Genomic DNA, 23,548 nt, shown 5'->3' with positions numbered 1-23,548 from the left:
CCCATCCGGCCGGGCCGGCGCACGTTGCGTCATGGGCGGGTATGGCTCACCGGCAATACCGCCGGCGAAGCGCATCCGGTGATCGCCGAGGGGATCAGTCTTGCCATGCAAAGCGCATGGCTGCTTACAGAATGCTTGATTGAGCATCGCGCCACAGTGCGCGTCGGAGAAACCGCCGCCGCCGACCGGCAATACGCAAATGCCTGGCGCCGGCATTTTGACACCCGCATACGCCGTTCCGCCGTTTATGCGCAAATGGCCATGCGCCCGGGCTTCACCACCGCCCTGTTGCCCTTGTTCCGCCGCTTCCCTTCGTTGTTGACATCCTTCACCCGCGGGAGCGGCAAAACACATTTGCTGCCGTTGCAACAGGGCGCCGGCATTCCCCTGCCCGCCTGGGCGGGACCCCCCCAATGAAATCAGGAGGTGTCATGCGCCCCGCCCCCGTCACCATCATGCTGTACACACTGCTGGTTCACACCATGGCGCTGGCCGATGATCCGGCGCCATCGCCGGCCACCGTGCCGCCCGTGATCCTCGAAATGGGCGCAGACGGCGTGCAACATCTGACGATGACACTGGACAGCTACTCATTCAAGCCCGCGCACGTCATCGTCAAGGCCGGGACGCCGGTGGAGATCACGCTCAACAACGTTTCCACGGTGGCGCCGCACAGCTTCGTCATCGACGATCCGGATTTGCAGGTCAAACAGGATGTTGAGTCGGGTAAAAGTGGCGTCGTTAAATTTACGGCGGCAAAAGCGGGCACATATGCCTTCTTCTGCGATCACAAACTGCTGATGTTCCCCAGCCACCGCTCCAAAGGTATGGAGGGGGTGCTGGAAGTCCGCTGAAAAACTGTTGCGGAGTCCGTCTGCGTTGTTCCGCCCACTCGATGGCCCGCCGTACCAATCCGTACTGTCTCGTCATCTCGTTTCGCGGCGCCTGGCAGCCGGACTTCCTCACGACTTTTTTTAGGCTTTTATAATGACTCGCGCAACAGGCGGCGTTTTTTCATGTAACGCACCACGATGAAGACCAGCGTCAAGGCGACAGCCAGTGACAATACCAGACGGCCGCGCTGCACTCCCCATCCTGCCGGAGGCATGTCTTCGTAGGCGAAGATGAGCAGCGCAGTCATCATCCAGGTGTAGGCACTGGCGTAATCCTTGATCACGACACGGCGCCAGTTGAATTCCATCTCACTCAAGGTCTGACGCAACCCGCGCAAATTCGGCAGCCACCGCGGCACCTTCCGGCAATAATCATGGTAGGCGTCGCCGAATTTGCCCGACAAAAACTCCTCTTCCGCGGCGACAATCGCGATATATGCGGTCACGAAATACACACCACCCAGAATATAAACCGCCGGGTGATTATGGATGATGAACAACCCCATGAGAATGAGCAGATTGCCGTCATACAACGGATTGCGGGCGTGGGCGAACAGCCCCTGCGTCACCAGTTGATCGGCATGGATGCGTTTGTTGACCCCGCCGCGCTTGATGTAGGCGTAGCCGATCACGGCGGCACGCAACCCCTGGCCCAGCAAAGCCACGGCCAGGCCCAACCCGTCCAACCTGGCATCCATGGCAAGATCGCCGCGCCACAATACCGGCCGGAAGCCCAGAAACAGCGTCAGCATCACCAGCGGGAAAACGGCGTTGCGGTATTTGAACAGCCAGTTGCCATAGGCGATCACCCACGGCCGGGGCAAACCGATGCGAGACATGCAAACGCCCGTTATTTCACCGCAATCAAACCGGCGAAATTGTACCAGCGGAAGAATTCCTCAACGTAGCGGAAGCCGACCGAACGCAGCAGCTCGCGATTCTCCTCGGGGCGGTAGGGGATGAGCACGTTTTCCAGCGCCTCGCGCTTCTGCGCGATCTCGACTTCCGAATAACCGTTGCGGCGCTTCATGTCGTAGTAGTAGCGGATGAACAGCCGGTTGAGCAGACTGTCCGACAGGGTTTGTTTTTCCACCAACAGCAGGCAGCCGTGTTCATTCAAACCTTCGAAGACCTGTTTGATGACGCGCTCCCGATACAACGGCCGGATGAATTGCAGCGTCAGGTTCATGATCACCACCGAGGCATTCTCGACCAGCACGCCCTGGTGCAAATCCGCCCGCACGAGATCATGGGCGCGGGTCACTCCCTGCGCCTTCAGCTTTTCCCGCGCCTTGTTCAGCATATCCGCTGAATTGTCCACGCCGACGAAACGTACGTCCTGATCGACCGCGCGATCCAGATACAGCAGCGTGGTGCCGGTCGAACAGCCGAGATCGAACAGGTTGCTGCCGGCGGTGGCGAAATCTCCCGCCATCTCGCCCGTCATCCGCTGGATCTCGGCATAGAAAGGCACCGAGCGGTTGACCATGTCATCAAACACCGTCGCGGTCTTTTGATCGAAATGGAAATCCGCCGCGCCGGAACTCCGGTCGGAAAACAATTCGTCCTTGCCCGTATCCTTTATCGCCCTGGCCCTGGCTTCCTCCGCCAGCAGCGGCTGCACTTTTCCCCCACGTTCTTTACTAGACATCATCGCGGCTCCATGGATGGAACCGCTCAAGCTTATCACAGTCAGCCGGAATGGGTTCAGCCGCGCGCCCGTCCGCGCCGGCCGGTAAGAATGTGAAAGATCAAAATAACCGGCAGCAGCAGACCGGTGACCCAATGCATCGCGCTGATGATTGCGTGATTTTCCTCGGTGCTGAAATAGTAAAGCGCATATCCCGTCAGGATCAGTACAAGGTTAATGATCGCCAGCAGCCCCCCCAGATAGTGGTTCCTGCCGAGCCGCCAGGCCCTGAGCATGTGGGGCAGGAACAACGTACCCAGACACAACAGCATCAGCATGGCGGCAGCCCCGTGCACTTTAAGGCTCAACGCCTCCAGCGGATCGGAGATGGCGTCCACTTGACCCGGGGCGGAGATAAAGTAATGCAGAATCAACCATGCCACCCCGGACAAGGTCGTCAGAATGACCACGCTATAGATTGAATAACGATGCCATGGATCAAGCCGGATGCGCTCGGCATACACCGCGGGAATATCATGCCGCATGCGCCGTCGCTCCATTGGCGGCTGAGTACATGATCGCCCGTGCGCCATAACGTGACAGGAGGGGGTGTTCATGATTGTCGCTCAACCAGACGATTTTAGTCAGTGCATCCGCCAGCATGCAGGAATGCGCGATAACCGAAACACTCTGGTCCTCCACGCGGCACATACCTGTCCTTCGATCAATCAGTGGACTGATGGTCACGCCGTTTTTAATCCTTGTGGAAAAATAGTTGGCGGTGGTCGCCACGGCTTCATCACGTATTTTGATTGCCGAAAACGCCCGGCGAGGGTCGTCGGGCAGGCGTATGCCGACCGGCCAATCCCTGTCGCCGATGACACGAAGGTCCCCGCCCGCGTTCACGCAGGCCGCCTCGATACCATGCATTTGCAATTGCTTGATTGCCCGATCGACGGCATAGCCTTTGGCGATGCCTCCCAGATCGATGGTCAATGGCCTCAGGAAATGAACGCGATAATCGTCCAACAATTCAAGATCAGCGTAGGTGACATCGTCATTCGCGTACAGACCCGGCACGGCCGGCAGATAACCCAACTGCATGAGACGGGAGGCTATTGTGCAATCGAAGAGTCCCTTCGATTGGCGGCTCAACTGCAGCGCGCAGGTCAGAACTTCCCAGGTTCGTGGGTCAACTTTCACCGTCTCCCGATGCGCAAAACGGTTCATGCGGCTGACGTCGCTCTCTGGTTCATGGAAACTCATCAGCTGATGCACCTGCGCGATGGCCTCAAAGGCGGCAGTGACCGCGCGTGACCCAGATTCCGCGTCTCTCCCTGCTGCGCGTATCTCGACGATGGTGCCCAGGAGCGGGCGGGCGCGAACCAACATATGAGGCTACCGGCCTTTCAGTATCAAATCATAGAACGTAAGCAATCGCCGCACGCCATCGGTAATGTGCTTGCAGGATAGTGTCGCGCCGCTGATATTCTGGATATCCTCTTCAAGCTTCAATGCCTCGCCGTGCTTTTTGCCGTGAAACTGGGCGCGCCAGGCGGGCTCGCGGATCTCGCCGCCGTGCGTCTCCCGATAATCCATGATCTCGATCCCCTGAACGGCGCCGCCGGCATCCAGCCCCAGGGCATAGGTGATGAACTCGTGCTTGCCGACCACTTCGTCAACGATGAACCAGCCGCCCTGATCCACTTTCCAGCATTTTACCTCCCTGGAATAGGCCGTGGTGTCCGAGGCCTTCTCGATCTGCGATATCTCCCCCCCGCTCAGATTTCTGAAATCAGGGGTAAATTTTGCGCCGGGGAATATCGCTTCCTGGGCCTGCTCGACGCTGAGATAAGTCGTCGCCCGCGCTGGCGCGACCACCATAATCGCCGTCGCGGTGATCAATAATTCGGCCCTCATGAATCGCCGCCTGGAGATCCGCGCCTGTCTTCAAACGTATCCCTCATAACTTTATCGGCATAGACGAAGCTCTTGCTAAAACATGTATCCGATACCAAGATCGAAGCTGCTGTTGCCGGTATTTCTTTCATAATTTTGATAGTCCATCTTCAGCACCACGTCCGGATGGGGTTTGAAATTGAAGCCTATCGTTTCGATGCTGTCGCGGGCAGCTCTATCGCTCAGGAAGTCATTGACAATGTCCTCAGCCTGATCGATGTCATATTGCTCGTAGCGCACAAACGGCGCAAAGTCCATCTGCCCCTGACTCCACAAATGATAGGCCGCTTGTAGATACCATCCCTCGAACTGTTTGGGGGCCGCCTGTTGAATGGCAGCCGTCACCCGGGCCGCGTCATCCAGCGCGCCCAGGGCATAGAGCCCCTGTAGGTCGACCCGATGTGCGGCATATCGCGCGTGTACTTCACCCAGGGTCATCCTTGCATCAACCCCCTTGAGTAACGGGTTGCTGGCGCCATCCTGACCGGTATTTCCAGAAAATATGCCCGTGCCCAGCAACAGTCCTGGATAACCGATGTATTTCAGACTGCCGTACACGCTGACGTCGTTCGCATTTGCCAGTTGCAGTTCCTGATGTCCGCTGCGAATACCGAACGGGGGATCATCGATTTTGCCGGCATCGAAGCCCGTGGTCACGCCAACATCATACAAAAAATCGTTATCGAGCGCCCCATGCAGACCGAATCCGCCTTCGCGCCAGGTGGTTGGAATGATTCGCGTCTCCACGGAATTCCGGAATACGCCGTAGAAGGTCGGCGGCTCGTGGTTTTCGTTTAAAAACCCCAGCGGGATCAGGAACAGGCCGGCCTTCACACTGGCCTCGTCACTGAAACGGTAATCCAACCAAGCTTGTTCAACTTCAACTTCCCCTTCGTCATCTTTACTGGCGACGGCATGTTCCACCTCAAGTTCAGATTGAAATGACAATCGATCATTGAATCGGTGTCCGAGAAACATCACGAACCGGAGCAGATCAGCCTGGCTTGGATTGGACGCGTCGTGTCCAAACGTCGAATAAGCCATCTCTCCATATCCACCGATCGATGTCGATGACTCCTCAGCAGGCGGCGGAGCCGACGGAGCGGGGATATTGGCGGCTGGTGGCGCCGCTTTTGTCACCTGCCGCTCCTTGGTTTCCTGCGCCAATTGCGCTTTCAGTTGATCGACCTCTTGCTGGAGCTGCTTCATGCCATCCAATTGCTTTTGCAATTGATTGATGCGTTCTTCCAGGCGGCCATCGCTGTCAGCAAAAACCGGGGGGGTCAGCAACAGACTGATTAATGCAATGAGAAAGATGGGGTTCATTTTTATAATCCTATTTGGCGTATGAACAAACATGTAATCTCCCGGTGACTGCTTTTACCAATGGTCATTGCCCGAAGCGGTGACCGGATTCTTATTTGAGCGAATTAAATAAGTGGGATACCGATCGCCAGACGGATGCCATCAAACCGCGTATGCTCATCGCCGAAGATCAGGCCACCTCTGATGTTGTCTCTCTGCTCGTCGGTAAAGCCTGTGGCTTTGAACTGGTGCATTAATGTCAGCGTCGCCCACCATTTTTCCGAGCCGTAGTGCAACACTGGCCCGATAAAGAATGCGGTGTGTTCCTGGTCGTCCGTACTCACGGTGTAGCCCACATATTCGTTGTGATTGCGGAACTCGAGGCCGGCGAACCACTTGGGGGCAAAACGATAGCTGATGCCTAGATCGGTCTCCAGCATGGTAGCGCGCTCGATTTCACCGCCGCCAGCATCTTCCCGCTCGAGTTCCGCCCACACATTGGCGGCCGTGATTAAACGATCATCCAGGAAGTTCTTCTGAAGAATGACCCGGAGCTCAATGGCACGTTCTCGTGGACCAACTTCAGGTTCGACGTAAAATCCCAAACCGATCGGATTTGTATAAGGACTCAATGCCCGCCAGATCAATTCAGCGGAGACCGTATCAAAACGGAGTGCATTGAAAGGCTTGGTGGGATCGTGATCGGCGGGAATGTCGATGCCGCTGGTCTCGCCATTGACACTGTTGCGATTGGCATTGATGTAGCTGTAGTTAAGATAACCGGAAAGTTGCAGATTGTCGGTCAGTCCATACTCGATCTCGGAACGCATCAGTACATCGTGGAAATGACCCTTGGCCTGGCCTTCGCGGTCCGTGATCCATTGTTCGTACTCAACGCCGCCTTTGGGCGTCAAATCCAAAGTGTATACATAACCGAATATGGCTTCGCTGGCATGGGCCGGGTCGATATTTGTCAGCAATACAATCATCGATAAAAGTAATTTTTTTGTTGCCGCCTGCACTGTTGCCCTCCCCGGATGAATCAGTTTTTGTAGGATTGAAAATCCGGAGTTGATGTTTCCTCAGGTGTGCGCAATGCATTCAGCGCGACGGCAATACATTCGGCAAGGTCTTTCACGACATGCGGCGGCAACCGCATCGACAATGAACCCACGGTTAAATGCAGGCTGCCGCAATCCATGCAACGCGTCACTTCGCAGTAGTCGCCGCTGGCCAGATGAACCGCCCGGCATCTCTCGCTAACCATGTTGCGCTCCTCGCGCGGGGAACCGGAGAATCTTGGCGGTGTGGGCCACGGTACCGTCCGCTGCCCGGCATTGCCGCTCCGATGGGACACGGGCAGTAATCGGGGCGCCGCTGATGGCATGCCACTGCTGCAGCAAGCGCGGTATCGCTCCGCTCAATCTGGGCGGTAACCTGTCGAGGTGGGCGTTGAGTCGTTCGAGGTGATCGACGACCGCTAGTGACAGTGCCGGACGTTCGCCCTGAACCACAAACTGCGTTAACAAAAAGAGCAAGGCGGCCAGCATAAGGTCGGGGTCTGGATGGTCATGCATTTCGGTTTCAGCCCGTTTATGAATTCTGGACGTATATAATTCTAAATGATAATTATTATTATTTGCAATAATAAAAATTATACGTAATTTACATTAATTAATTCAATAAGATGAAAAATCAGCCGGTCCAGCCGAGGCCGGCGGCGACGCAGTTGATGGAAAGCAGTAGCGGCACTAAATATGCGTGCGCCGCCTTCTCATCGGTCTTTTTGAGGGCACGGAAACGTTGGATAAGCTTGACTTGGATCAGTCCGATCTGGCTGATGGTAGCCAGCCGCCGCGTGATCCGGCGGCGAAAACGTGGAAACCGCTCACACAATGTCCTGGTTCCCAGAATATCCAAAATCTGTTTTGCGGTACTGTGATACTCCTCTTCAAACATCCCATAAACCGTCTCCCGGATATCCCTGTCATCGACCAGCTCGGCATATTTGCGCGCGATGGCCAAATCCACCTGTGTCAACGCCTTTTCAACCTCGTCGATGATGAGGCGAAAAAGACGCGACTCCTTGAACATCGACTGCAGCACCTTTCTGCCCCCCTTGCCACCGCGACCACCGGTAAATTGCGCGAGCGCAGAACCTACGCCGTACCAGCCGGTAATCATGTGCCGGTTCTGCGTCCAGGCAAACACCCATGGGATGGCGCGCAGTTGTGCCAGCGTTTTGGCGCCGAAACGCCGCGCCGGACGGGAGCCGATGTTGAGCAGTTTTAATTCCTCGACTGGACTGGCGGTTTCGTAGTAGAACACCAGGCCCGGCTGATCGACCAGTTGCCGATAGACGGCGTACGAACGATCCGAGATCAGCGCCATGACCTCATCGAACTCCGGGTGCGGCTTGAGTTCCCGTTCGCGTTCTGACATCAGGCTGTGCTGGAACACGCTGGCGGCGAGTAATTCCATCGAATATAGCGCCGTACCCTTATTGGAATATTTGGCGGAGGCGACCTCCCCCTGCTCGGTAATCCGCATCTGTCCATGTACCGAGCCGGCGGGTTGGGCCGCGACAGCGTGGCCCAGCGGTGCACCGCCACGGCTGACCGAACCGCCGCGGCCGTGGAAAAAACTTACCGGCACGCCCAACTCCTTCCCGGTTTCCGTCAGCACTTCCTGAGCCTTGCACAATTCCCAATTGGCGGTGAAATAACCGCCGTCCTTGTTGGAGTCGGAATATCCAATCATGATCTCCTGGACATTGCCGGATTGCCCCACCGTGCGACGGATCAGCGGCATGGCCAGCAACTCGCGCATGATGCCCGGCGCGGCATGCAAATCTTCAATGGTTTCGAACAACGGCACCACCATGATGCGGCAGTGGTCGATGCCTTCGCGATCGTTGAACAGTCCTGCATACTTGGCAAGCAGATAAACACCGAGCACATCCGCCGCGGTTTGCGTCATGCTGAGAATAAAATTACCGATGGCTTCGATATCGACCAGCGTATTCGGCTCGACCATCAGACGCAGTGTATTCAGCAACTCCATCGCTTCGTCGGCAAGGCCGGTCAAATCAGGGCGACCCTCGAGTGGACGGGACAGTTCGGACGCCAACCATTGCCTCCATTCATTGGAACCGGCTTCCGGTGCTCGGGCGTTTTCAAGTTTCTCGTAAACAGACGCCAGCGTACGGTTGGTGACCGTGGTGTTTTGCCGCAGGTCGAGACTTACTGTGCGGAAACCGAAGCTCTCCACCTCGCGCCGCAGAGGTTCGATCAGCGTTCGGCTCAGGGTTTCGCAGCGTGCGTCGTTCAAGCCCTGCTCCACCGCCTTGAGATCATCGATCATCTGATTGGTGCTGAAATAGGCGTAGGAAACATCAAGCGCAGCACCCCGCTCCACCGCGTTCAGGGTTGCATCGAATTTGCGGAGGATGCAACTCAAATATTGACGAAATACCTCGCCCGGATTGCGTCTGGCGATCATTTCTCCGTCACCGGCGCGTTTCAGCTCACTCGCCAGCGCCCGTGCGAAGTCATCGGACAATTTGATGGAATGACGCGCGATGGAGAGTTTTTTGAGCACCTGTTCAAGGCGCTTGCGATAACGCCGCAGCGCCGCAAATTGATTGGTACGCAATGTCTTCCGCGTCACTTCACTGGTGACGAAAGGATTGCCGTCGCGGTCACCGCCGATCCAGCAGCCGAACTTGAAGAACGACGGAAGATTGAACTTGCGTTTGGGATAGGCGGCCCGCAAGGCCTCACGCAATCTGTCGATCAATTGCGGAGTGCGCTCATAGAGCGATTCATTGAAAAAATGCAGGCCCCAGGCGACTTCCTGATCCACCGTCGGCTTTTCCAGCCGGATCTCGCCGGTCAGCCAGAGCAGATCGATCTCGCTCTTTAGTTGATCGATCAGATCGGCCCGCTCGCGCGGCGTCCAGCGCTGCGACTCCATCTGCACCAGCAGGAGATAGATGCGCCGGTGCGCCTCCAGCACCGTGACGCGCTTGGCTTCGGTCGGATGCGCAGTGATTGTGGGCAATACGCGCGCGTGATTGAGCAGCGCCTGTACTTCCGCCGCCGGCACACGCGCCCTAGCCGCCCGCGCCAGTACATGGCTGAAGGTACCCTCCACCGCCTGCGGACCGCGCCGGGTTTCGAGCAACCGGCGGCGGCGCATCGAGGTGTTTTCCTCGGCGATATTGAGAAGCTGAAACCAGATTCCCTGGGCCTGCATTGTGCGCAGAAGCAAATCACGATTGTTTTCCGGAACCGGCGCGCGCCCTTCAAGGACGGGTTCAATCTCCGGCTGACGCAGGCGGATCACATCGAGCAGGAGGTCATGGAGCAGGCCCACGACCTTGTTGGCGTAGGCCACCGAATTGGCGGCGATTGCGCCTTCCGCGGGCGTCACCGCGTTAAGCGGTTTGAAGTACGGTGCCCTGGCGGACTGCTTGCTGGTCACACCACTTTGTCACGCACCGGCTTGCCGGCAAAGAACAGCTGCAAATTCTCGAATACGCGCATACCCATGGCGACGCGGGTCTCGCGGGTGGCGCTGCCCAAATGCGGCAGCAGCACGACGTTTTCCATGGTCAGGTATTCCTCATTAACTTTGGGTTCGCCCTCGTAGACGTCCAGGCCGGCTGCCGTGATGGTGCCTTTTTTGAGCGCCGCGATCAGCGCCTTTTCATCGACCACATCGCCCCGCGCCGTGTTGATGAGGATGGCCCCCGGCTTCATCACCTTCAACCGCTCGGCGTTGATGAGGTGGTAGTTCTCCTTGCCGCCTGGACAATGCAGCGAGACAAAATCGGCCCGCGTCAACACGTCCTCAATGCTCGCACACTGTGTGGCATTCAGGTCCTTGATCGCCTCCGGGGGCGGCGGGAACGGATCGAAGTAGATGATCTTCATGCTGAAACCGTGATGGGCGCGTTGCGCTGCGGCGCGGGCGATGCGACCCATGCCGATGAGGCCCAGTGTCTTGCCGGTGACCCTGGTCGAGATCATGTGCGTGGGCCGCCAGCCGGTCCACGCCCTGGTGCGAACGTGGCGTTCTCCCTCGCCGGCGCGCCGCGCCGCCATGAGCAACAGCGTCATGGCGAGATCGGCGGTGCAGTCGGTCAGCACCTCGGGGGTGTTGGTGACCGTCAACCCCCGTGCCTTGGCGGCCTCGAGATCGATGTGATTGAAACCGACGCCGAAATTGCCGAGGATTTTCGCGCGCAGGGGTTGCGCGCCAAGAACCTCGGCGTTGATCTTATCCGACACGGTCGGACACACCGCGTCGTACTGGCGCAATGCGTCCTGCAACTGCGTCACCGACATCGGAACATCGGTGGCGTTGAGCGTCACGTCATAATGTTTCTGCAACTCGGCCTCGACTTCCCGGGGCCAGGCGCGGGTGACAAGAACCTTCGGTTTGCTCATGGAACGTCCTTAAGATTTTCCCGGGAAATTATGCCGTAGTAACTCATTCAATGCGTCATCACTTGATGCCGTGTTTTTTGCGCACGTCGGCCACGGTCTGGCCAATCGCCGCCGGCGTAGGCGAGACGGTAACGCCACATTCCTTCAGAATCTCCACCTTCTCCGCCGCCGATTCGCCAAAGGCGGAAATGATGGCGCCGGCATGGCCCATGCGGCGGCCTTTTGGCGCCGTCAGACCGGCGATATAGGCCACGACAGGCTTCTTCATGTTGTCCTTGGCCCACTTCGCGGCCTCGGCCTCCTGCGGGCCGCCGATCTCGCCGATCATCACCACCATCCTGGTTTCCGGATCGTTGTTGAAGAGTTCAAGAATATCCCTGAATGAACTGCCGTTGATGGGATCGCCGCCGATGCCGACCGAGGTGGTGACGCCGATGCCGAGCGCCTTCATCTGCGAGGCCGCTTCATAACCGAGCGTGCCGGAACGGCCGACGATGCCGACGTCGCCCGCCATGTAGATGTGGCCCGGCATGATCCCCATCATGGCCTTGCCTGGCGAGATGGTGCCGGCACAGTTGGGGCCGGTGAGCCGCATACGATTCGCCTCCTTGTAGCGACGCATATAGCGCTTGACGCGGATCATGTCCTGGGCTGGTATGCCGTCGGTGATTGCCACGCAATACCGGATGCCGCCATCGGCAGCCTCCATGATGGAGTCGGCCGCGTAAGGCGCGGGTACAAAAATAATGCTGCTATCGGCGCTGGTTTCCCGCACCGCCTCCTTGACCGTATTGAACACCGGACGTTCCAGATGCCTGGCTCCCCCCTTGCCCGGCGTGACTCCGCCCACAATGTTGGTGCCGTACTTGATCATGTCATTGGCGTGAAACGTGCCGATCTGGCCGGTAAAGCCCTGCACGATCACGCGTGATTTCTCGTTCAAAAGAATCGCCATGGTATATCCTCTTCAAATTCCCGTTATTTCCTGCCGGTGTGCTTTTTCCAAGCCGCCACGACCTTCTCGGCGGCCTCGGCGAGCGTGTCGGCGCTGATGATCGGCTTGCCGCTCTCCTTGATGATCTTGCGGCCCGCGTCAACGTTGGTGCCGGACAGCCGCACCACCAGCGGAACCTTCATCTCAACCTTGTCCAGCGCCTGGATGATGCCTTCGGCCACCCAGTCGCAGCGGTTGATGCCGGCAAAAATGTTGACCAGGAATGCCTCGACCTTGGGGTCGGAAAGCACAAGACGAAAGGCCTTGGCGACGCGCTCCGGATTGGCGCCGCCGCCGATGTCGAGGAAGTTGGCGGGTTCGCCGCCGGCAAGTTTGATCATGTCCATCGACGCCATGGCGAGCCCTGCGCCGTTGATCATGCAGCCGATGTTGCCGTCAAGGCCCACATAGGACAGGCCGCGATCGGCCGCCTGCATCTCGCGTGGATCCTCCTGCGACTTGTCGCGCAGTTCGGAGATGTTCGGGTGCCGGAACATGGCGTTGTCGTCGAAGGACATCTTCGCGTCCAGGGCGACGAGTTTGTTGTCCTTGGTGAGAACCAGTGGATTGATCTCGACCATGGTGGCGTCGAGATCGCGGAAGGCGCGGTAGCAACCCATGAACGTGGTGACCGCCTGGCTGATCATGGACGGCGGGATCTTCAGTGCGAAGGCGATCTCCCGGGCCTGAAATTCCTGCATGCCCACCGCCGGCTCTATCGAGCAACGAATGAGGGATTCCGGTTTGCTGTGGGCGATTTCCTCGATTTCCATGCCGCCCTGCGCCGAGGCAACGACCGCCACCCGTTCCGCGGCGCGATCGAGCACGTAGGCCAGATAGATTTCGCGGTCGATGTCACAGCCGGCCTCGATATAAAGCCGGTGCACGACCTTGCCGGCCGGACCGGTCTGGTGCGTCACCAGACGCTTGCCGAGCAGTTCGTCCGCAGCCCCCCAGATTTGATCGTCGTTGCGGCAGACCTTGATGCCGCCGGCCTTGCCGCGTGCTCCGGAGTGGATCTGGGCCTTGACGGCCCATGCGCTGCCGCCGATTTCCTTGGCGCGGTAAACCGCCTGCTCGGGGCTGTAGGCCAGCCCGCCGGACAGGATTTGAACGCCGAAACCCGCAAGGATTTCTTTTGCCTGGTACTCATGAATTTCCACGGTGGTTCTCCTGCAATTTGAATTCGGATGGTCGTTATTTTTTGGTCCTGGCGTCGATGACGTCCGCCATGCGAACCACGTTCTCGGCCATGCGCGCCGAGGCGGCGTCGATCATGCGCCCGTCGAGCTGGGCGGCACCCTTTCCAGCCCTGGCGGCCTCCTCCAACGCCACCAGAATACGTTTGGCCTTCTCGACCTCCTTCGGCGGCGGCGACATGACCTCGTTGGCAAGCGCGATCTGCGAGGGGTGGATGGCCCATTTGCCCTCGTATCCCAGCGCCGCCGCACGACGCGCGGCGTCTTTATAGCCTTCCGGATCGTTGAAATCGCCGAATGGTCCGTCAATCGCGCGGATGCCATAGGCGCGGCATGCAATCACCATGCGCTGCAGTGCCGAGTGCCACTGGTCGCCCGGATAATCCGGATTAAGCCCGCCGATGACGACGGTGCGCGCGCGACAGCTGGCCGCGAAATCGGCGACGCCGAAATGCAGCGCTTCCAGACGCTTGCTCGACTGTGCGATGGCCTCGACGTTGGCCATGCCGAGCGCGATCTCGATGAGGCACTCGATGCCAATCGGCTTTTTGATCTTTTTGGCTTCCTCGATCTGGGTCAGCATGCAATCCACCATGTAGACGTCCGACGGCGTGCCGACCTTGGGGATGAGGATGGTGTCGAGCCTGGCGCCGGCCTGCTCGACGATGTCGACCACGTCGCGGTACATATAATGAGTATCCAGTCCGTTGATGCGCACCGAGATGGTCTTGCCGTGGCCGGCCCAGTCCAGATCGTTCAGGGCCTGAATGATGTTCTTGCGCGCCTTCTCCTTGTCGTCCGGCGCGACCGCGTCCTCGCAGTCGAGAAATACATAGTCGGCATCGCTCTTCAGCGCCTTCTCGAACAGGGACGGATTGGAGCCGGGTACCGCCAGTTCGCTCCGTTGCAGCCGCGTGCGCACCGGTTTGTATTGCGTAAAGCTCATGGATTTTCCCTCGATAATCGCCGTCACCGGAACCATGGGCCCCGGTGACGGCGCGTCAATCAGTTAAATTTTTCTGGCTTCCTCGACGGAAGGCTTCGCCGAGGCGCGCAAATATTCCTGCGCCGCCGCCACGCCGGAGCCCGCCTCGACCTTGATGCCAAGATCACGCATGGCCATCTCGGCCCCGCTCAAGGCCGCCAGCAACATCAACTCGTTCATGTCACCCAGATGACCGATGCGGAAGATCTTGCCCGCCACCTTCGCCAGGCCGATGCTCAGGCACAGGTTGTAACGGCGGTAGGCAGTACGCACCACCTCGGTGCCGTTGAAGCCTTCCGGCACAAACACGGCGCTGATGGTATCGGAATACCATTTCGGCTCTTTCGCCACCAGCTTGAGACCCCAGGCCTTGACCGCGGCGCGGGTGGCCTCGGCATAACGGTGGTGGCGCGCGAACACGTTCTCCAGACCTTCCTCGAGGATCATGTTGAGTGATTCGCGCAGGCCGCGCAGCAGGTTCATTGGCGGCGTGTAGGGGAAGAAACCCATGTCGTTGGCCTTGATTTGATCGGCGATGTCGAAGAAGCAGCGCGGCAACTTGGCGGTCTTCGCGGCCTCCATCGCCTTCGGGCTCAGGCAGATGATACCGAGACCGGTCGGCAACATGAGACCCTTTTGCGAGCCTGAGACGCACACGTCCACGCCCCATTCGTCCATGCGGAAATCCATCGAGGCCACCGAGGACACGCCATCCACGTACAGCATCGCCGGGTGTTTGGCGTCATCCAGTGCCTGGCGCACTGCCTTGATGTTCGAGGCGACGCCGGTGGCGGTTTCGTTCTGCGTGGCGAACACGCCTTTGATTTCGTGCTTCTTGTCGGCCTTGAGGATTTCGGCGTACTTCCCGGCCGGCACACCCTCGCCCCATTCCACTTCCAGCGCCTGCACGTTCAGGCCCCAGCGCTGGCACATGTCGATCCAAAGATTGGAGAAATGGCCAAAGCCGGACATCAGCACCTTGTCGCCGGGCGAAAGTGTATTGCTGATGCCCGCTTCCCAACCGCCGGTTCCCGAAGCGGGATAAATAAAGACCCGGCCGGTCTTGGACTTGAAAACCTTTTTCATATCCTCATACAGCGGTTTGGTGAAATTCGGCAGGTCCGGCGCGCGCATATCCTCCTGGGCGAGGTGCATGGCGCGGTTGATGCGATCTGGGATGTTGGTCGGACCGGGTATGAACAGAAAGTTACGTCCTGGCATGACTGAATCTCCTCAATATCAGTTCATTACTGTCGACGCGAAAGATTCCGCATGACGCGGAATCCCCCATCGCCGACTCAAGTTTTATGCGATTGAACAAGGGTTGGAATGATTGACCGTGGCGGGCTTCGCTGGCCCGCTAGAACCTGTCACGGCTCCCAAAATCAGGAGGGAATTATCAGCAACTTACCGTTTCCGTGCAAGCAAAATGGCCGGTTTAGGGGTGAAAAAGCCATTTTGCTGCACCTGCAACCACTAGAAACACCGGAAAATGCTCGAAACAGACGCCCGGAGTGTTAAAACTCTCCGGGGTGGCCCATTAGATTATCTTTCCTCTATGGAAATTTTCTTGAGCAGCAACAACTCGCAGGCGCCCGCGCCGGTGTCTTCGCGTGAGAGCGAACTCTTCCAGTGCCAGCCGTCATTGGCCCTGACCTCGATCAGGGAGCCGTCGACATCGATCAATTCATCCGGCTTCACCTTTTCCAACGCCTTGGCAATGGCGGGAGTCGCGGGCACGATATGAATGTTGCTGCTGTGTGTCTCCACCTCCCGGCGCGGAATGGGGAAATGGTCTGTTTGCCAGTAATACCAGCGCCCGCTCTGGCTGATTTGGAACTGTTTGTAGATGGAGGGATCCGCCATCGGCCCCCAGCCGGCGGCGATGTCAATAGGCGATAGATCCGACTCACGGCCGAGACTGTAGGACTCCGTGGACAGCACGCGCAGCGTTTCCGTGTAAGGCTCCAGCTCGGTGATCGTGTAACCCTTATGCGCCGCCAGTTCGGCGCTCACCGGCGCGCGCAAAAACTCCCGCCAGCCGAAATAACCGGCGAGCACAATCAGCGCCCACACCCGGAGAGACATTTCGACAAGCTTACCGCCGCCGCAGCGTTATCTCCAACCCTGGCCAGGCACGACGGGGCATGGTCATTATTTTAATGGGGTCAGAGCCCTTTTTGGCCGGCCGCATTACAAAGGGCTCCGACCCCTTTAATCATTTCAACGCAGGCCGGCGAAGGTGGCGAAAACCCCCACGACCAGCATGACCGTGGCCACCAGGATGATGGCGGCGGGAATGGCGGCGATGGCCCATTTCACCATGAAAAACACCATCGACCAGAATGACATCTCGAAATCCGTGACGATGACTTTGATCGGGCTTTGATCCGACATGAAAATGACCTCCTGATTTTGATCCAGAGTGGCCTACCGCCATCGTCCAGCTTACTATGGCGGGCCTTGTTCTTAAATGAGGGATACTGCGTGAGCATTGATCCATTGCTTCAGGGCTATCGGCGGTTCCGCGCCGGCCGTTTCCCGGCGGCGCAAAAACTTTACCGCGAGCTGGAGGCGCGCGGCCAATCGCCCAAAATCATGTTCATCGCCTGTTGCGACAGCCGCGTCGATCCGGCAACCATTTTCGACACCAGTCCGGGCGAGGTATTCGTGCTGCGCAACATCGCCAACCTGGTGCCTCCGGATTCACCCGTGGCCAAGGTACAGGCCACAAGCGCGGCGCTGGAATTCGCCGTCCTGTATCTGAACGTCGAACACATCGTGGTGATGGGCCACGCCCGTTGCGGCGGCGCCCAAGCCCTGCTGGGGGACATTCAGGAGCACATGCTGAGCAGCGGTTACCTCGGCAGTTGGATGAGCATTGCGGCGCCCGCGCGCGAGCGGTTCATGCGGATGTCCTGTCCGCCCGAGGCGCGGCAGCAGCAGATCGAATACCAGATCGTGCGTCTGGGATTGGAAAATCTGCTGACCTACAGGTGGATCCGCGAGCGCGTGGCGGCCGGCAAATTGGAGATCCACGGCTGCCATTTCGGGATCGCCAATGGCGTGCTGGCGCTCCTGGATCAGTCCACCGGCGAATTCTCGCCCGTGCCGAGGGAAGAACCTGATGAAGCCGGCCGGAAATGATATGGCGCGTCAGGACTCGAGCGCGTGTATTTCCATGTCCGCGTAACGGAGCCTTGCCGCCAGCATCTTGGCCAGCCCCTCCAGCAGGTTGAGGGAAACCCGCTTGTGCTCGCCGGAAAGCCGGTCGAACATTTTTCGAGGGAGCACGTAGAGATCGGTGTCGGAATAGGCAATCGCAGTGGCCGAGCGGGGCTTGCCGTCCAGAAACGACATCTCGCCGAAAAAGGCGCCGCGTCCGAAGGTGCTGATGTGGTGGCTGTGGGTCTCGTCCACCGGCAGCATGATGCGCACCTCCCCGCGCCGGATGAGGAATAACTCATCGCCGGTGTCGCCGCGGGCGAAAATCGCTTCGCCCGCCTTGCAGGCGCGCTTTTCCATGCAGGCCTCAAGCGCGGTAAGGGTTTCCGCCTTGCGCTCCTTGAACAATTCGATTTCGTTGAGTTCGAGCGGTTTTTCCTTGGCGCGGGCAAGCGCCGCCTCGGCAAGGATGCGGTCTTCCACCCATTCGATGGCTTCGTCCACTTCGCCAAAAACCTTCACCGGGCTGTCCGGCCTGACCAGTCCGACCTGATCGAAGTACTGTTTCATGTCCCTGCCGCTGGGAAGATTCCACGGGATCTGGCAGAAAATGAGAAAACCGTTGCGCTCGGCAAGCATGTCCTTGATTTGGCCGAGCGTGTGGGTCGCGGTCACGTCCACCGACTGCACCCGCCGCATGTCCAGGATGACGTAGGTTCTCTTCTTAAACTCCGGCTCCAGCGCGGTGTACAACTGGTCGGCCGTTCCGAAAAAGAGGCTGCCCTGCAATTCAAAAATCACCGTCTTCCCGCCCTGCTGTATGAGAATCTCCATTTCCGCCTGGGGCCTGATCTGTTTGGAGAAGGTGGCATCGCCATAGGCCTTGCGGCGGACGACCCGGCCGCCGATCTGCTCGCGGACGAACAGCAGGATGGCCAGCACGATGCCCGTGCCGGAAGCCGCAATGAGACTGACCGTCAGGGCAACGATGACGACAGCGACGATGACCACGAAATCCAGCACCGTGGAACGCGACTTCAGGTAATTGAGCGTATGCAGATCGATCATGCGCACACCGATCACGATCAGGATGCCGGCCAGTGAGGCGACGGGCACCCAGGCGATCAGCGTGCCCAACACCAGAAACGCAATGAGCGCCAGGATGCCTTCCACAATCCCGGAGAGGCGGCTTCGCGCGCCGCTGGACAGGTTTACCAGGGTCGCGCCCATCTGGCCGGCGCCGGGAATGCCGCCGATGATTGAGGATGTGACGTTGCCGATGCCCTGGCCGATCAGCTCACGGTTGGAATCATGCCGGGAGCGGGTGAGCGCATCCAGGACGACACAGGTCTTGAGTGTGTCGATGGAAAGCAGGACCGCCAGCGTCAGGGCCGGCATGGCCACGATCTCGAGGTCGGCAAGCGTAAGTTTGCCCACGGCCGACCAGCGGCCGGCCATGACCTCGATGAAATTGCCGCCCGTACTGCCCAGCGGCCCGACAATCAGGGGATTGTCCGATAGAACGATAAGAGAACCGTCCAGCAACCCCAATCCGAAATAGGCCAGCACGCCTGACACGAGGGCAAGAATGGCCGCCGGCACCACCTTCGTGATTTTGGGGGCCACCAGCATGACGGCGATGGTCACCACTCCGACGACCACGCCCTGCCACCGCCACGTGGGCGTGGCAATGAGCGATTCCCAGAAATGTGATTCCTTGGGAACGCCGAGGAATTTGGGCACCTGGCTGGCGATGATGTAAAGACCGACGCCGCTCAGGTAGCCGCTGACCACGGGATACGGCATATATTTGATGAGGCGGCCCAGTCCCACTACGCCAAAGGTGATCTGGATGACGCCCGCAAGCAGGCCCAGCAGCGCCACCATGAGAAGCAGGGACTCGAGGCGGGCTTCGCCATGACCCAGAAATTCAATGACAAAGGCGGAAAGAACGGCGGCCGCGGGCGCGCACGGTGCGGTAATCAGGCGATTGGTGCCGCCAAACACGGACGCCAGCAGTCCAAGTGCCGTGACGCCGAGGATGCCGGCCAGCGCGCCTTGAGCAGCATAAGAACTGCCCATGGGTGAATATATGGTGACGCCAAAGGCGATGGCGGAGGGAAGCGCGACCAGCATGGCCGCCAATCCGCCCCAGAAATCACCCGCCAATTTGTCAAATTTCATGAACCTTCCTCATGCAGCCACAGACAGCGGCCGCCGGAAACTTTGTCGATGACGGCGAGACGCCGTTGGTGCTCCGCCAGCTCCGCGTCCGTTGGCGAAATCACCTTGAGGGGCGGGCGATCATTGCGCGCGGCTGGAGCGGCGGCGCGAGCGCCGGACTGGACTTGATCCTCCAACAACAGGGCGGCCTGGCCGCCGGTCATCGCCAGATACACATCGGCCAGAATCTCGGCGTCCAACAGCGCGCCATGATACCGCCGCGCGGAGTTGTCGACGTTGTAGCGCTTGCACAGGGCGTCCAGGCTGTTGCGCTGGCCGGGGTGCCGTTCGCGCGCCATGACCAGCGTATCCAGCACCGTGCAGTAATTCTCGAACCTGCTCCACTCCCCCCCGGCAAGTTTCAGCTCGTGATTGAGGAAGCCCACGTCGAAGGGCGCATTGTGAATGATGACCTCGGCATCGCGGATGAAATCGATCAAGGCCGCCGCGACATCCTTGAAACGCGGGCTGTCGCGCAGGCGTTCGAGGGTGATGCCATGCACCGCCAGCGCGCCTTCGTCGATCTCGCGATCGGGCTGCAGATAATGGTGCAGGCTGCGCCCGCTCAAACGGCGGTTGACGATCTCGAGCGCGCCGATTTCGATGATGCGATGCCCCTCGGCCGGCTCCAGGCCCGTGGTTTCCGTGTCGAGCACCACCTGCCTCATGTGCCGTCCCCTGCCAGCATTTGATCTATCGCGGCGTTCGCCAGCTGATCCACGCGCTCGTTCTCCGGATGCCCGGCGTGGCCGCGCACCCATTCGAAGTCCACGTCATGCCTGGCGGCCGCTTCGTCCAGCTCGCGCCACAGGTCTTCGTTCTTGACCGGTTTCCTGCCGGACGTGCGCCAGTTGCGCCGCTTCCAGTCCGGCAGCCATTCGGTAACGCCCTTCTGCACGTATTGTGAATCCGTGGTAAGTCTGACAACACTCCGGCGCTTGAGCGCCGTCAAACCCGCGATGACCGCCTGCAATTCCATGCGATTGTTGGTGGTCTGCCGCTCGGCGCCGCTCAATTCCTTTTCATGCGCGCCGTAACGCATCAATACCGCCCAGCCACCGGGACCCGGGTTGCCGCGGCAGGCGCCATCGGTATAAATCTCCACGGGTTTCCTATCCGTCGCCATTCCTCACCCGCCGCAGCGAGGGTTCGACCACCCCGGCCGCAATCACGCGGCGGCGCAGCCGCCATTGGGTGCGCAGCGGAATCATGCACTCCACCCTTTTTTTGGCGACCACGAGATAGACCCCGCCCGCGCGCCGCCAGAACAATGCACCCAGCCGCTCCAGAAAGCCCAAACGTCGCGACAACGCAGGCGACCGCACCGGCAGGCGATAGAAAAAATACTCCCGGCCGATCACCTCGAAACCGAGCAGCATCAGCCAGTCCTTGAGCCGGGTCAGGCCATAGAACCGGCCGGCCCAGGGCATGGCGCCCCGCCAGCCGGACAAAAGCCGCCACAGCCCGAACCAGCTCCAGGGATTGAAACCAAGGATCAGCAGATGGCCCTCGCCGATCAGCGTCCGTTCGGCCTCGCGCAGCACCTGATGGGGATCGGCACTGAACTCCAGCACGTGCGGCAACAGGATGACGTCCACGCTGTCGGCGGCAAACGGCAGGGAGGCCGGGTCGCAGATCAGATCGCTGCCCGGCGACGCGGTGCAACATGGCCCGTGCTGGGCGTGGCAGTGGTGTGAAATACGGCTGGTGCCAAGCAGATCCTCGCCGCCATAACCTCCCAGTTGTATGGCGTGATAGCCGAATAGATTGGGCAGCACCGCGCCCACCTGCGCCGCGGCTTGCCGGCGTATCAGCGTCCCGGTGGCGGAGCCGAGCCATGATTGAAAGCCCGACACGGGTGGTTCCGATGATGGCTCCGTGACCTGAGCAGGAGTGTTCATAAATTACATTATATGCCGTATGCGTGGATTGTACGGATCACTATTGACGCCTTCCCGCAGTCCCTCTAGCATCGGCCGCTCTATGCGCTGGGGAAAACGAGGGGGGATTACTCTCGCGCTGCTGCTACTGCCGGCTCTGCTCGCCGCATGCAGCACGGTGGGCTCTTGGTTTTCCAAACACGATGATAAAGATGTTCCTGTTGCAGCCACCACTCCCCCGTCTTCTGATTCATCTGCCGTTGCAACCACATACGACCACCGCATTATCAATTCCTCCAAGGCCGTCCCGAACAGCCCGCCAAACGCCGATGAATTGAACAACGTCTGGGACCGCGTCCGACTCGGCCTCCAGCTCAACGCGCAGGCAGGGCGTCCGGAGGTTCAGCGATTCCTGAATTGGTATCTCAACAATCGAGACTTCCTCGATCAGGCTACGGCCCGCGCCCAGCCTTATTTGTATTACATCGTGAGCGAAGTCGACCGGCGGCGGATGCCGATGGAGGTGGCCCTCCTGCCCATCGTCGAAAGCGCGTTTCGCGCCGACGCGACCTCGCGTCACAAGGCCTCCGGCCTCTGGCAGTTCATACCCGGCACCGGTTCACGCTTCGGCCTGAACCGCAGCCGTTGGTACGACGGCCGCCGCGACGTCATGGCCTCGACCCAGGCGGCGCTTGATTATCTGCAGCAACTGCACGATGTGTTCAAAGGCGACTGGCTGGCCGCCATCGCCGCCTACAATTGCGGCGAGCGGAATGTCCAGCGCGCCATGGAGGCGAATCGCAGAGAAGGCAAACCGGCCGATTTCTGGTCACTTAATCTGCCGAGGGAAACACGGCGCTACGTGCCCCGGCTGCTGGCGGTCAGCCAAATCATCGCCAGCCCGCAGCGCTACCGGGTCTCGCTGCCTCCGGTGGATAACAAGCCTTATCTGACCACAGTGGCCGTGGGCCGCCAGATGGACCTCAACAAGGCCGCGGACATGGCGGGCATGAGCGTCGAGGCGCTGCGCGTGCTCAATCCCGGCTTCCTGAAACATGTGAGCGATCCCGACGGCCCGCATGAATTGATCCTGCCGGTACGGCAGGCGGAGACCTTCCAGCGGGCCCTCGCCATTCAGGGCGCCGACAGTCTTGCCGTGCACAGTACCATTCACGTCGTGCGGCAGGGCGAGAATCTGGGCGCCATCGCGCAGCGTTATGCGGTCACGGTCAACGAAATCAAAGCCGCCAATCGTCTGAAGAGCGAACGCCTGAGCATCGATCAGGAACTGCTCATTCCGAACGGCGGCGAAGCCGCTGTTGCATCGGCCAACCCGCCCAAATTGACCGGGGTCATGCCGGTGGCCTACACGCCCCCCGCCGGGGGCGACGAAATCACCCATATCGTGAGGCCGGGCGACAGCCTGTGGAGCATTGCGCGCCTTTATCACGTCAGCGTGGACAGCCTGCTGGCATGGAATCATCTGAAACGCGATGTTTCCCTGCGACTTAACCAGGAAATCATCGTATGGAAAAACCTGGCCACCGCCGAGGTGGAGGCACCGGTTCCCACGACTGCGTCGACATCCCGTCTGGCGGCGCCCGTGGACGAGGCGCAGCACATACGTTACGAAATCCGGACCGGCGATTCGCTATGGACGATCGCCCGGCGCTTCAAGGTCAGCGTCGAGCAATTGTGCCAGTGGAACAACCTGAGGCCGCGCCAGCGCCTCCAGCCTGGCGACGAATTGGATATTTATACCGGCGTCACCTTGGTCAGCGACGCCGCATCGCAGACATGAAAGGCCTCTGAACAAGTCCATTCCCTAAGTTCCCCGCTCGTCTCCCTATCAATGGGGCTTC

General features: G+C 59.4%; 24 protein-coding genes. 4 read left to right on the top strand and 20 right to left on the bottom strand.

The window, feature by feature from the left end; translation table 11 throughout:
- Together VMH34_00555 and VMH34_00550 are read left to right on the top strand one after the other, a co-directional pair.
- A partial coding sequence (locus VMH34_00555) for a hypothetical protein (protein ID HTT07273.1) occupies positions 1–417 on the top strand: 417 nt, incomplete at its 5' end.
- A gap of 14 nt (positions 418–431) precedes the next feature.
- Positions 432–854 carry a cupredoxin domain-containing protein gene (locus tag VMH34_00550; GenBank protein HTT07272.1) on the top strand — a complete coding sequence of 141 codons (423 nt, stop codon included), beginning with the start codon at positions 432–434 and terminating at the stop codon, positions 852–854.
- 128 nt (positions 855–982) lie between these two features.
- Here VMH34_00550 and VMH34_00545 read toward each other — a convergent pair whose 3' ends face one another.
- The 16 genes from VMH34_00545 to VMH34_00470 form a co-directional block, all read right to left on the bottom strand.
- Complete coding sequence (locus VMH34_00545) at positions 983–1,732, bottom strand: isoprenylcysteine carboxylmethyltransferase family protein (protein HTT07271.1); 750 nt, start codon at positions 1,730–1,732, stop codon at positions 983–985.
- 11 nt (positions 1,733–1,743) lie between these two features.
- The gene (gene cmoA, locus VMH34_00540) at positions 1,744–2,544 is read right to left on the bottom strand and encodes a carboxy-S-adenosyl-L-methionine synthase CmoA (GenBank protein HTT07270.1); all 801 of its coding nucleotides are present in this window, start codon (positions 2,542–2,544) and stop codon (positions 1,744–1,746) included.
- Between the two features lie 56 nt (positions 2,545–2,600).
- Positions 2,601–3,068 (bottom strand): DUF4405 domain-containing protein, encoded by a 468-nt coding sequence (locus tag VMH34_00535; GenBank protein HTT07269.1) that lies wholly within the window; start codon positions 3,066–3,068, stop codon positions 2,601–2,603.
- Positions 3,058–3,915, bottom strand: a complete 858-nt coding sequence (locus VMH34_00530; GenBank protein ID HTT07268.1) for an FAD:protein FMN transferase — start codon at positions 3,913–3,915, stop codon at positions 3,058–3,060. Before VMH34_00530 ends, VMH34_00535 begins: the two co-directional genes overlap by 11 nt.
- A gap of 6 nt (positions 3,916–3,921) precedes the next feature.
- Complete coding sequence (locus tag VMH34_00525; protein ID HTT07267.1) at positions 3,922–4,443, bottom strand: FMN-binding protein; 522 nt, start codon at positions 4,441–4,443, stop codon at positions 3,922–3,924.
- A 75-nt stretch (positions 4,444–4,518) separates the two neighbouring features.
- Entirely contained in the window at positions 4,519–5,808 is a 1,290-nt protein-coding gene (locus VMH34_00520; GenBank protein ID HTT07266.1) for a hypothetical protein, read from the bottom strand.
- A 104-nt stretch (positions 5,809–5,912) separates the two neighbouring features.
- Positions 5,913–6,809, bottom strand: a complete 897-nt coding sequence (locus VMH34_00515) for a DUF6662 family protein (protein HTT07265.1) — start codon at positions 6,807–6,809, stop codon at positions 5,913–5,915.
- 20 nt (positions 6,810–6,829) lie between these two features.
- Positions 6,830–7,054, bottom strand: coding sequence for a hypothetical protein (locus tag VMH34_00510; protein HTT07264.1), 225 nt, complete (start codon positions 7,052–7,054; stop codon positions 6,830–6,832).
- A 428-nt stretch (positions 7,055–7,482) separates the two neighbouring features.
- A complete protein-coding gene (locus VMH34_00505) occupies positions 7,483–10,272 on the bottom strand; it encodes a phosphoenolpyruvate carboxylase (protein HTT07263.1) in 2,790 nt (929 codons plus the stop codon).
- Positions 10,269–11,240 carry a D-glycerate dehydrogenase gene (locus VMH34_00500; GenBank protein HTT07262.1) on the bottom strand — a complete coding sequence of 324 codons (972 nt, stop codon included), beginning with the start codon at positions 11,238–11,240 and terminating at the stop codon, positions 10,269–10,271. Before VMH34_00500 ends, VMH34_00505 begins: the two co-directional genes overlap by 4 nt.
- Before the next feature lie 58 nt (positions 11,241–11,298).
- A complete protein-coding gene (sucD, locus tag VMH34_00495; protein ID HTT07261.1) occupies positions 11,299–12,195 on the bottom strand; it encodes a succinate--CoA ligase subunit alpha in 897 nt (298 codons plus the stop codon).
- A 23-nt stretch (positions 12,196–12,218) separates the two neighbouring features.
- Positions 12,219–13,397: a malate--CoA ligase subunit beta gene (locus VMH34_00490; GenBank protein HTT07260.1), complete on the bottom strand. Its 1,179-nt coding sequence runs from the start codon at positions 13,395–13,397 to the stop codon at positions 12,219–12,221.
- 34 nt (positions 13,398–13,431) lie between these two features.
- The gene (locus VMH34_00485; protein ID HTT07259.1) at positions 13,432–14,379 is read right to left on the bottom strand and encodes a CoA ester lyase; all 948 of its coding nucleotides are present in this window, start codon (positions 14,377–14,379) and stop codon (positions 13,432–13,434) included.
- A gap of 63 nt (positions 14,380–14,442) precedes the next feature.
- Entirely contained in the window at positions 14,443–15,639 is a 1,197-nt protein-coding gene (locus tag VMH34_00480) for an aminotransferase class V-fold PLP-dependent enzyme (protein HTT07258.1), read from the bottom strand.
- Positions 15,640–15,963: 324 nt separating this feature from the next.
- Positions 15,964–16,506 (bottom strand): hypothetical protein, encoded by a 543-nt coding sequence (locus VMH34_00475; GenBank protein ID HTT07257.1) that lies wholly within the window; start codon positions 16,504–16,506, stop codon positions 15,964–15,966.
- Between the two features lie 135 nt (positions 16,507–16,641).
- Positions 16,642–16,815 carry a hypothetical protein gene (locus VMH34_00470; GenBank protein ID HTT07256.1) on the bottom strand — a complete coding sequence of 58 codons (174 nt, stop codon included), beginning with the start codon at positions 16,813–16,815 and terminating at the stop codon, positions 16,642–16,644.
- A gap of 90 nt (positions 16,816–16,905) precedes the next feature.
- On the opposite strand from VMH34_00470, the gene VMH34_00465 reads away from it, so the two are divergent.
- Positions 16,906–17,565, top strand: coding sequence for a carbonic anhydrase (locus VMH34_00465; GenBank protein HTT07255.1), 660 nt, complete (start codon positions 16,906–16,908; stop codon positions 17,563–17,565).
- A gap of 9 nt (positions 17,566–17,574) precedes the next feature.
- On the opposite strand, the gene VMH34_00460 is transcribed toward VMH34_00465, so the two are convergent.
- The 4 genes from VMH34_00460 to VMH34_00445 are packed head-to-tail and all read right to left on the bottom strand — an operon-like array spanning position 17,575 to position 21,707.
- A complete protein-coding gene (locus tag VMH34_00460) occupies positions 17,575–19,767 on the bottom strand; it encodes a SulP family inorganic anion transporter (protein ID HTT07254.1) in 2,193 nt (730 codons plus the stop codon).
- Positions 19,764–20,474, bottom strand: a complete 711-nt coding sequence (dnaQ, locus tag VMH34_00455; GenBank protein HTT07253.1) for a DNA polymerase III subunit epsilon — start codon at positions 20,472–20,474, stop codon at positions 19,764–19,766. Before dnaQ ends, VMH34_00460 begins: the two co-directional genes overlap by 4 nt.
- Complete coding sequence (gene rnhA, locus VMH34_00450; GenBank protein HTT07252.1) at positions 20,471–20,932, bottom strand: ribonuclease HI; 462 nt, start codon at positions 20,930–20,932, stop codon at positions 20,471–20,473. The genes dnaQ and rnhA overlap by 4 nt, the downstream gene beginning before the upstream one ends.
- The gene (locus VMH34_00445) at positions 20,919–21,707 is read right to left on the bottom strand and encodes a methyltransferase domain-containing protein (protein HTT07251.1); all 789 of its coding nucleotides are present in this window, start codon (positions 21,705–21,707) and stop codon (positions 20,919–20,921) included. Before VMH34_00445 ends, rnhA begins: the two co-directional genes overlap by 14 nt.
- Positions 21,708–22,020: 313 nt before the next feature.
- On the opposite strand from VMH34_00445, the gene VMH34_00440 reads away from it, so the two are divergent.
- On the top strand, positions 22,021–23,487 hold the full coding sequence (locus VMH34_00440; protein ID HTT07250.1) for a LysM peptidoglycan-binding domain-containing protein: 1,467 nt from the start codon (positions 22,021–22,023) through the stop codon (positions 23,485–23,487).
- Positions 23,488–23,548 lie beyond the last annotated feature (61 nt).

It is taken from the genome of Gammaproteobacteria bacterium, from assembly GCA_035501935.1.
In the GTDB taxonomy this organism is placed as follows: Bacteria; Pseudomonadota; Gammaproteobacteria; order JAJPIJ01; family JAJPIJ01; genus JAJPIJ01.
This window is presented reverse-complemented; position numbering and strand designations above follow the sequence as displayed.

Excerpts from the sequence above, each read along its gene's own strand:
- rnhA (HTT07252.1), bottom strand. The coding sequence starts at position 20,932 with ATGGCGACGGATAGGAAACCCGTGGAGATTTATACCGATGGCGCCTGC.
- VMH34_00510 (HTT07264.1), bottom strand. The coding sequence starts at position 7,054 with ATGGTTAGCGAGAGATGCCGGGCGGTTCATCTGGCCAGCGGCGACTAC.
- VMH34_00520 (HTT07266.1), bottom strand. The coding sequence starts at position 5,808 with ATGAACCCCATCTTTCTCATTGCATTAATCAGTCTGTTGCTGACCCCC.
- sucD (HTT07261.1), bottom strand. The coding sequence starts at position 12,195 with ATGGCGATTCTTTTGAACGAGAAATCACGCGTGATCGTGCAGGGCTTT.
- VMH34_00550 (HTT07272.1), top strand. The coding sequence starts at position 432 with ATGCGCCCCGCCCCCGTCACCATCATGCTGTACACACTGCTGGTTCAC.
- VMH34_00535 (HTT07269.1), bottom strand. The coding sequence starts at position 3,068 with ATGCGGCATGATATTCCCGCGGTGTATGCCGAGCGCATCCGGCTTGAT.
- VMH34_00545 (HTT07271.1), bottom strand. The coding sequence starts at position 1,732 with ATGTCTCGCATCGGTTTGCCCCGGCCGTGGGTGATCGCCTATGGCAAC.
- VMH34_00460 (HTT07254.1), bottom strand. The coding sequence starts at position 19,767 with ATGAAATTTGACAAATTGGCGGGTGATTTCTGGGGCGGATTGGCGGCC.
- cmoA (HTT07270.1), bottom strand. The coding sequence starts at position 2,544 with ATGTCTAGTAAAGAACGTGGGGGAAAAGTGCAGCCGCTGCTGGCGGAG.
- VMH34_00445 (HTT07251.1), bottom strand. The coding sequence starts at position 21,707 with ATGAACACTCCTGCTCAGGTCACGGAGCCATCATCGGAACCACCCGTG.
- VMH34_00475 (HTT07257.1), bottom strand. The coding sequence starts at position 16,506 with ATGTCTCTCCGGGTGTGGGCGCTGATTGTGCTCGCCGGTTATTTCGGC.
- dnaQ (HTT07253.1), bottom strand. The coding sequence starts at position 20,474 with ATGAGGCAGGTGGTGCTCGACACGGAAACCACGGGCCTGGAGCCGGCC.
- VMH34_00500 (HTT07262.1), bottom strand. The coding sequence starts at position 11,240 with ATGAGCAAACCGAAGGTTCTTGTCACCCGCGCCTGGCCCCGGGAAGTC.
- VMH34_00530 (HTT07268.1), bottom strand. The coding sequence starts at position 3,915 with ATGTTGGTTCGCGCCCGCCCGCTCCTGGGCACCATCGTCGAGATACGC.
- VMH34_00470 (HTT07256.1), bottom strand. The coding sequence starts at position 16,815 with ATGTCGGATCAAAGCCCGATCAAAGTCATCGTCACGGATTTCGAGATG.
- VMH34_00485 (HTT07259.1), bottom strand. The coding sequence starts at position 14,379 with ATGAGCTTTACGCAATACAAACCGGTGCGCACGCGGCTGCAACGGAGC.
- VMH34_00480 (HTT07258.1), bottom strand. The coding sequence starts at position 15,639 with ATGCCAGGACGTAACTTTCTGTTCATACCCGGTCCGACCAACATCCCA.
- VMH34_00525 (HTT07267.1), bottom strand. The coding sequence starts at position 4,443 with ATGAGGGCCGAATTATTGATCACCGCGACGGCGATTATGGTGGTCGCG.